The sequence below is a fragment of the Bacteroides sp. genome, from assembly GCF_052357945.1.
Taxonomy (GTDB): Bacteria; Bacteroidota; Bacteroidia; order Bacteroidales; family Bacteroidaceae; genus Bacteroides.
The window spans coordinates 1-8,256 of the sequence record NZ_DAWCXD010000182.1; the positions used below are offsets into that span (position 1 = coordinate 1).

Annotated in this window: 9 protein-coding genes; 4 read left to right on the top strand and 5 right to left on the bottom strand. The window is 44.9% G+C overall.

Annotated features, from left to right (window positions below):
* The 4 genes from ACT8YW_RS20535 to ACT8YW_RS20550 all read left to right on the top strand — a co-directional run.
* The coding region (locus ACT8YW_RS20535; protein ID WP_444106978.1) for a lactate utilization protein B at positions 1 to 1,306 on the top strand (1,306 nt) is incomplete at its 5' end.
* The gene (locus ACT8YW_RS20540) at positions 1,303 to 1,884 is read left to right on the top strand and encodes a LutC/YkgG family protein (protein ID WP_444106979.1); all 582 of its coding nucleotides are present in this window, start codon (positions 1,303 to 1,305) and stop codon (positions 1,882 to 1,884) included. The genes ACT8YW_RS20535 and ACT8YW_RS20540, both read left to right, overlap by 4 nt.
* A 135-nt stretch (positions 1,885 to 2,019) precedes the next feature.
* A complete protein-coding gene (locus ACT8YW_RS20545) occupies positions 2,020 to 2,892 on the top strand; it encodes a pyridoxamine kinase (RefSeq protein ID WP_004301944.1) in 873 nt (290 codons plus the stop codon).
* A gap of 128 nt (positions 2,893 to 3,020) precedes the next feature.
* Entirely contained in the window at positions 3,021 to 4,190 is a 1,170-nt protein-coding gene (locus ACT8YW_RS20550; protein WP_444106980.1) for a DUF418 domain-containing protein, read from the top strand.
* 10 nt (positions 4,191 to 4,200) lie between these two features.
* Here ACT8YW_RS20550 and ACT8YW_RS20555 read toward each other — a convergent pair whose 3' ends face one another.
* The 5 genes from ACT8YW_RS20555 to ACT8YW_RS20575 all read right to left on the bottom strand — a co-directional run.
* The gene (locus ACT8YW_RS20555; protein WP_444106981.1) at positions 4,201 to 5,460 is read right to left on the bottom strand and encodes a carboxypeptidase-like regulatory domain-containing protein; all 1,260 of its coding nucleotides are present in this window, start codon (positions 5,458 to 5,460) and stop codon (positions 4,201 to 4,203) included.
* A complete protein-coding gene (locus ACT8YW_RS20560) occupies positions 5,457 to 6,029 on the bottom strand; it encodes an RNA polymerase sigma factor (protein WP_004301947.1) in 573 nt (190 codons plus the stop codon). Before ACT8YW_RS20560 ends, ACT8YW_RS20555 begins: the two co-directional genes overlap by 4 nt.
* The gene (locus ACT8YW_RS20565; RefSeq protein WP_004320683.1) at positions 6,030 to 6,686 is read right to left on the bottom strand and encodes a lysophospholipid acyltransferase family protein; all 657 of its coding nucleotides are present in this window, start codon (positions 6,684 to 6,686) and stop codon (positions 6,030 to 6,032) included.
* A 24-nt stretch (positions 6,687 to 6,710) separates the two neighbouring features.
* Entirely contained in the window at positions 6,711 to 7,667 is a 957-nt protein-coding gene (locus tag ACT8YW_RS20570; protein ID WP_004301949.1) for a phosphatidate cytidylyltransferase, read from the bottom strand.
* Positions 7,664 to 8,256, bottom strand: a 593-nt coding sequence (locus tag ACT8YW_RS20575; protein ID WP_444106982.1) for a CDP-alcohol phosphatidyltransferase family protein, incomplete at its 5' end; no start/stop codon positions are given. The genes ACT8YW_RS20570 and ACT8YW_RS20575, both read right to left, overlap by 4 nt.

Genomic DNA, 8,256 nt, shown 5'->3' on the forward strand with positions numbered 1-8,256 from the left:
GATGGTCCGTGCCAAAAGGGACAAGATGAGCAAGGAAGTTCCCGAATGGGAAGAGTTGCGCAACAAGGCTTGCGAGTTGAAACTATATTCCAACAGCCACCTCGAAGAACTTCTACTGGAGTTTGAGAAGAACGCTACCGCCAACGGCGCCATTGTGCATTGGGCAAAAGATGCCGATGAATACTGCGCCATCGTCTACGAGATACTGAATGAGCACAACGTCCACCATTTCATCAAGAGTAAATCCATGCTTGCCGAAGAGTGCGGATTGAATCCTTTCCTGATGGAGCGGGGCATTGATGTCGTAGAGTCCGATTTGGGCGAACGCATCCTGCAACTGATGCATCTCGAACCGAGTCACATCGTACTGCCTGCCATCCACATCAAGCGGGAGCAGGTAGGCGAACTTTTCGAAAAGGAGATGGGAACCGAGGAAGGAAACTTCGATCCTACCTATCTGACTCATGCGGCACGTAAGAACCTGCGACTTCTCTTCCTGAATGCCGAAGCTGCTATGACAGGTGCCAACTTTGCCGTAGCTTCAACCGGCGACATCGTAGTCTGCACGAATGAGGGAAACGCTGATATGGGTACTTCCTACCCGAAGCTGAACATCGCTGCTTTCGGTATGGAAAAGATTGTTCCGGATTTGGATGCATTGGGCGTGTTCACCCGATTGCTTGCCCGTTCGGCTACCGGACAACCGGTGACCACCTACACTTCCCATTACCGCCGTCCCCGCGAAGGTGGTGAATACCATATCATCATCGTAGATAACGGTCGGAGTACATTGCTTTCCAAGCCCGATCATATCAAGACACTGAATTGTATCCGTTGTGGTGCATGTATGAATACCTGCCCGGTATATCGCCGGAGTGGGGGATACTCTTATACCTATTTCATTCCCGGACCTATCGGTATCAATCTGGGCATGGCTCACGATCCGGAGAAATATTATGATAATCTTTCTGCCTGCTCCCTGTGTATGTCCTGTTCTGATGTTTGTCCGGTGAAAGTTGATTTGGCCGAACAGATTTACAAGTGGCGTCAGGATTTGGATGGACTGGGAAAAGCCAATACAGGAAAGAAAATCATGTCCGGCGGCATGAAGTTCCTGATGGAACGTCCGGCATTGTTCAATGCAGCTTTGTGGGCGGCTCCGGTAGTGAACGGTCTGCCCCGTTTTATGAAATACAACGATCTCGACGATTGGGGAAAAGGGCGTGAACTGCCGGAATTTGCCAAAGAGTCGTTCAATGAAATGTGGAAGAAGAACAAAGTACAGGGAAAGGAGGAATCCAAATGAGCAGCAGAGAAGAGATATTAGCCAGTATTCGCAAGAATACGCAGACGCGTTATGATAAACCGGATATTGCGGATATGAAGCGATTGTCGTATCCTGACAAGATAGAACAATTTTGTGCTATCAGTCGTGCGGTGGGTGGCACAGCAGTAGTATTGGGCGAAGGGGAAGATGTGAATGCGGTAATACGCCGGACTTATCCGGATGCTATGCGCATTGCTTCCGTCTTACCGGATATTTCCTGCGCGACATTCAATCCCGACAATCTGGATGATCCGAAAGAGTTGGATGGGACCGATGTAGCCGTAGTGAAAGGAGAAATAGGAGTTGCCGAGAACGGAGCCATTTGGATACCGCAGACGGTGAAATATAAAGCTGTTTATTTTATCTCGGAAAAGCTGGTTATCCTGCTCGACCGGAATAAAATCGTGGATACCATGTATGATGCTTATCGGGAGCTGGATGGACAGGAATATCAATTTGGAACATTCATCTCCGGTCCTTCAAAGACTGCCGACATTGAACAGGCATTGGTGATGGGAGCACATGGGGCACGGGACGTATTAGTGATATTAATCTAGTGTTTCAAAACAGAGGCTCTATTGGTAGGAAGTAGAGCCTCTGTTCGGTATAAACAGAACTTCTGTTTATTGTAAATAGAGCCTCTGTTCCGGTTCGTTCATAGAAGAGTAGTCAAATGTTTAAATTTAAATGATATGTATGCCAATAAAGTAAAGAAAATAGCCGCCGTTCATGACCTTTCGGGAATGGGGCGCGTATCCCTCACTGTCGTTATTCCTATTCTTTCATCCATGGGCTTTCAGGTTTGTCCGCTTCCTACAGCTGTATTATCCAACCATACGCAATATCCCGGTTTCTCCTTCCTCGACCTGACGGATGAAATGCCGAAGATTATTGCCCAGTGGAAGAAACTGGAGGTACAGTTTGACGCTATCTACACCGGATATCTGGGCTCTCCGAAACAGATTCAGATTGTTTCTGATTTTATCAAAGACTTTCGCCAGCCGGATAGCCTGATAGTTGCCGATCCGGTGTTGGGAGATAACGGCCGGCTGTACACTAACTTTGATATGGAGATGGTGAAAGAAATGCGCCACCTGATAACCAAAGCAGATGTGATTACTCCCAATCTGACGGAATTATTTTATTTATTGGATGAACCCTATAAAGCAGACAACACGGATGAAGAGCTGAAAGAATATCTTCGTCTTTTGTCCGATAAAGGTCCGCAAGTGGTTATCATAACCAGTGTCCCCGTGCATGATGAACCCCATAAAACGTCTGTCTACGCTTATAACCGTCAGGGAAACCGCTACTGGAAAGTGACCTGTCCTTATCTGCCTGCACATTATCCCGGCACGGGAGATACTTTTACAAGTGTCATCACCGGATCTTTGATGCAGGGAGACAGCTTGCCGATGGCATTAGACCGTGCCACTCAATTTATCCTGCAAGGAATCCGAGCCACTTTCGGGTATGAATATGACAATCGGGAGGGTATTCTGTTGGAGAAAGTACTTCACAATCTGGATATGCCGATACAGATGGCCAGTTATGAATTAATATAAGAGATAAAGAATCCCCACTGATACAATAAAGAATAGGAGGCAACCCCTTTAACATTTACAAGCTTTTGTCTCTCAATTATTTCCTTTACTTTTACCGTCGCTAAAGTAATCTGAAATAATTATATCTAATGACTCAAACACTGAAAACGACCGAACGCCTTGGAGTAGTGGATGCTCTGCGCGGATTTGCCCTTTTGGCAATTGTATTATTACATAATCTGGAGCATTATAATCTGTTCTTAGTACCGGAGAATGTGCCTGCATGGTTACAAACGATTGATAAATATGCATGGGACATCTTGTTTTTCCTGTTTGCGGGAAAGGCGTATGCTACTTTTTCTTTGTTGTTTGGCTTTAGCTTTTACATTCAGTTTCACAATGCGGAGAAGCGTGGTATAGACTTTCGCGGACGATTTGCCTGGCGGATGTGTTTGCTTTTCCTGTTTGCCCAATTACATGCTTTATTCTACAACGGGGATATTCTTTTACTCTATGCAGTAGTGGGTTTTGCATTGATACCGGTGTGCAGGCTAAAGGACAAAACGGTCTTTTGGATTGCCTTGATTCTGCTTCTTCAACCTTATGAGTGGGGGCGTGCCATTTATGCGGTGATAAATCCCGACTATGTAGTAGCAACCGGCCATTATATGCCTTATGCCATACGTGCACAGGAGGCAACCGCCAATGGTAACTTCTTTGAAGTTCTCTGTTCTAACATCTCCGACGGACAATTGTATAGCAATATCTGGCAAGTAGAAAATGGTCGTTTGTTTCAGACGGCTGCTCTGTTCATGTTCGGAATGTTGCTGGGACGCCGGAAATATTTAATAAAGAGCGAAGAGTCCGTACGTTTCTGGAAGAATATGTTAAAAGGTGCTGTCTTGGCATTTATTCCTCTTTATTGTCTGAAAACGTTTGTACCGGACTTAATCACTAATCCCTCCATGCAAATACCCTATAACATTGCAGTTCCATCCTATGCCAATTTTACATTTATGATTATCCTGGTTTCTATCTTCACCTTGCTTTGGTTTAAGAAAGAGAAAGGATATGGCTGGCAGAGTCTGCTGATTCCTTACGGGCGTATGAGTCTGACAAACTACATTTCCCAATCTATCATGGGAGTTATCATTTATTATGGATTCGGATTAGCTATGTACAAATATGCCGGAGCAACGGCCAGTCTGCTTATCGCATTGCTCATCTTTACTGTTCAGCTGATATTCAGCCGTTGGTGGCTTGCCCGTCATAAACAGGGGCCACTCGAATTTTTATGGCGTAAGGGTACTTGGATTTAGTGTCTTTCCACTATTCGAATTTGACAGTAACTTCTACAAGTTTGTTGCCGTAAACCCAGTCCGGACCTTCCTGAATCAGGCGGATTGCTTCTTTATCGGCAGATTCGCAAAGACTCTCTTTTACTTTGATGTAGAAGGGACGTCCTTCCTTGTTAACAAGAAAAGTTAATATAACTTTCCCTTTCACTTGTGCGCACTTTTCATCCGTCGGACGAACGAGATTTTCCTTCAGGTACTTCTGATAGTTGCGTTTACCGATGACGGGTTGCGGAGTAATATCCTTGTTTGCTTGTTCGTCACCTTTTACAACAGTTCCGGCGGTTACCGACTTCTTCTTTTTCTTAGCTCCATATCCCACTACCACCACTTCGTTTAGCGCCTGTTGGTTTTCGTTCATGGCAATAAGCATCGTCCGGCTGGTATCTACGCGAATTTCTACCGGATCATATCCGATAAACTGCGCTGTCAATTGTTTCTTACCATCCTTTTTGACTAATGAAAATTCTCCATTCATGTTTGTGATGGTTCCGATGTTCGTTCCTTTATATGCCACACTGGCTCCTATAAGCGGTTCCCCTTTTTCGTCGGTCACTATTCCTTTAATCATGTTATTTTGGGGAAGGATAGTCGCTACCTTAGCCATCTTCATTTTCTTATCTGATTCAGATTCGAAAGTATCTATCGTTGCTACTACTTCTTGCAATGCAGCAGTCTCTTCCGGGACTTCTTCCATCATCGGCACAGCTGCCACAGGCGCACCTTGTGGTTGCGAAGTCGTTTGGATTTTGGCAATCATATCTTTCTTATCCGCTTGTCTCGCAGTAATTTCGGAAATAGGAGTGGAATCCGTTTTTACCTTTGTAGTAGCTAATGCGATTTCCTTTTGCGGAGTTGCGGGAACTGTTGGAGTGGCAGGAATTGCCGGAGTTGGTGGAGTTGCGGGTTCAGCCAACTTTGTGGAAACACTCTCTTCCGCAATGAACACTTCATCCGTCATGCTCTTTTTCAGGAACAGGAAATAACTGCTGATACCGAATCCGATAATCAGACACGCAGCGATGCTCCAGGTGATAGCATAAGTGTTCTTTTTCTTTGCCGAATGAGCAGAAACCTGCATCCGCAGTTTCTCGATCCGTTGTTCGTGATTTCCCTCCACCTGGTTGTATCCATCCATAGCATCGGCCAGGAAAGGGTCCTGCATCGACTCTTTTTCCAGCCGGTGTGCCTCTTTTCCTTTGCGGAGTCCTCGTATGTAGTCCAATAGTTTCATAGGGCTTGTTTCTTAATACAAATTTTTAAGTTTCGCTTTCCGTTTTGGATATAGCTTTTCACATTGTTCAGAGTAAATCCGGTCTGTTCCACAATGTCGGCATACGACATTTCCTCTAAAAAGAAACGCGTAATGCTGGTCCGTTGTTCTTCGGGCAACTTTTCGAGACAGTGATGTAATGCCTTTAGTTGTTCCTCTGAACTTTCCTCCTCACTTAATAGATGCAGAAATTCGTCGGATTCCATAACATTAACGGTATAATCTAACGTAATTTCTTTATTTTCCTTTCGTAAAAGTTGCAGGCAATGATTCTTTGCCACCCGGTAGAGCCATGGCTTGAACACTTTTATCTCATAATTTCCCAACTTAGGTAGTAAATCTTCAAACAGTTGCATGACTGCTTCCTGTGCCCGGTCTTCATCATGCAGGTATTTCAGGCAAAGTCCATACAGTAACGGGATATATCGGTTATATAATTCACCGAAATATTCCGTATCACCGGACTTCGTGTAATGTATTAGTAATTCCTCGTCCGATAGTTTTGATATTTTTCTTTTGAAAAACAACATCTATTCCTCTTCTTCGTCAATAATGACTTGATATTTTTCTTTCATTGCTTCAAAATCACCTGTAATCTGGTCTAATATTTCATGCGTATCCGTACTCTTTACCAATGCGGGCATACCGTAATAGATAGATGCTTTATATGGCAACAATATCATTTTTCCTTTGGGCAGAGAACGTCCCATACCGGTCATGAATACGGGAATATATTTCACTTCGGGTCGCAGAGACAGGATGCGGGCTATGCCGGATTTAATTTTTCCCATCTGTTCCGGCTTTCCTCTGGTTCCTTCCGGAAAAAGAATCAGTGAATATCCGGCGTCGATGGCTTCAAGCATCTTACGGATCGGATCATGCTCCGAATCTTTTTCTCCTTTTCTTCTGATTAGCAGTGTGTTGATGAAAAAGTTGCTGATGGAAGCCTGAAAGCGGGTTTTCCCGAAATAATCTTCTGCTGCTACGGGTTTGACTTTCCATAAAAGTCCTCCGGGCAGGGAAGATAACAAGCTTAGGGTGTCCAGATGGCTGTTATGGTTGGCAAGGATGATGAATTGCTTTTCCTTTTTGAGGAACTGGCAATCGGTGAACTGAACTCCTACAACCAATTTCAGAAACCATTGGAATACACCTTTATATATAATCTGCATGGCAGCAGCTTGCATGAATCTTTTTTCCATTCCCTCCGTTTAATATGCAATGTAATAAACTAAATGAAAAAATACAGGAGCCGTGTAGGCCAGAGAATCTATCCGGTCGAATACTCCTCCATGACCGGGAATACTGTTCCCCATGTCCTTAATTCCTTTATCTCTCTTGATGGCGGAGATGACTACGTCTCCCGAGAATCCGGCAATCGCAACGAGAGCACTTACCAGGATAACGTTGGGAGCGGAGAGGGGAGTCAGGAAACCGAGGAAGTAACCAATGACGGTAGTACTGATTACACCGCCCAGAAATCCTTCCCACGTTTTGTTCGGACTTACTTTCGGGAGTATCTTATGTCGTCCGAGAAGTTTGCCCCAGATAAATTGCATAACATCGTTGATTTCCGTAAGGAATACAAGGAATAATAGCAGACCTCGTCCTCCTGCATTGAATCCCGGAAGTTCAGGAAGCGACAGGAGATAAGCGAGGTGGCTGATACCGAATACTGAAAGCATCAGAATCCACTGCAACAGAGCCATCGACTTGGTAATTCCGTGGGTGTCTCCCTTTAAAACAAGTCGTAAGGGCAATACGAGAAACATAACTACCGGAATGAAGATGATGAATGCTCCATACCAGGCAAGGTAAGCAAGGTAATATTGAATGGGAATGGCCAATATCCCCCAAAACAATGCTCCGCGATCTGCCTCTCTGAATCCCAACACCGAATACAGTTCTCTGAAAGCGATGAAAGAGAGAAAGGCAAGGAAGAAGTAAGAAATGTTATAGCTGATAAATACAGCGCCGATAAACATGCCCGCCATGATCCACCATGAACGCGTGCGGGCGGAGAGTTCGCTGATATTTGTTTTTGGAGAGATCTTCTTTACGAGAAAAAGAATAAGGCTTGCCGTAACAAGCAGTCCGATGATGAGCGAAATGACGATAATCAATTCATCGCTTAGCGTAGGAAATATGATATCCAGTAGTTCTTTCATTTTATTTCATTGTTTGTTGTGTGTGACATGAGGTACAGACGGTGTATCAGTGTTGCGACAAGGCCGACGTTGATTATTATCAGAGCTATGAGACATACCATCCGGTCGTATCCTGCGTGAATGGTGCAGGTGGCTACTACAAAGGCAAGCGTGAGCAATGCCATGCGGTGTTGCTTGGCCATCGGACCGTTAAAGAAATGCTGGTGCGTTTTGTAGGCTCCTATCCAGCGGAAATAAGCTGTCATAACGGCAAGAAGGGCCGCTAGCCATCCCAGTTCAATACCGAATCCACCTGCTATATATCCGATGGGAATGATGAACAAAGCATCAGCAAAGCGGTCGGGCATATCATTGTAGAGATCTCCGTTGGCACTTTTCTTCCCTCCTTCAATAGCTACCATCCCATCGAACAGGTTGCAGAGTAACCGCGACTGCATGCAAACGATGAACAGAATGTAGGCTACATACTTGTTAAAACCGGGATCAATGACTGTGCCGATCAACAGAAGGCACCCCACCATAGCGAAGAATACGCTCATCATGGAAATTTGATTGGGAGTGACACCCCAACGAGTTAGTTTGCGGGCAA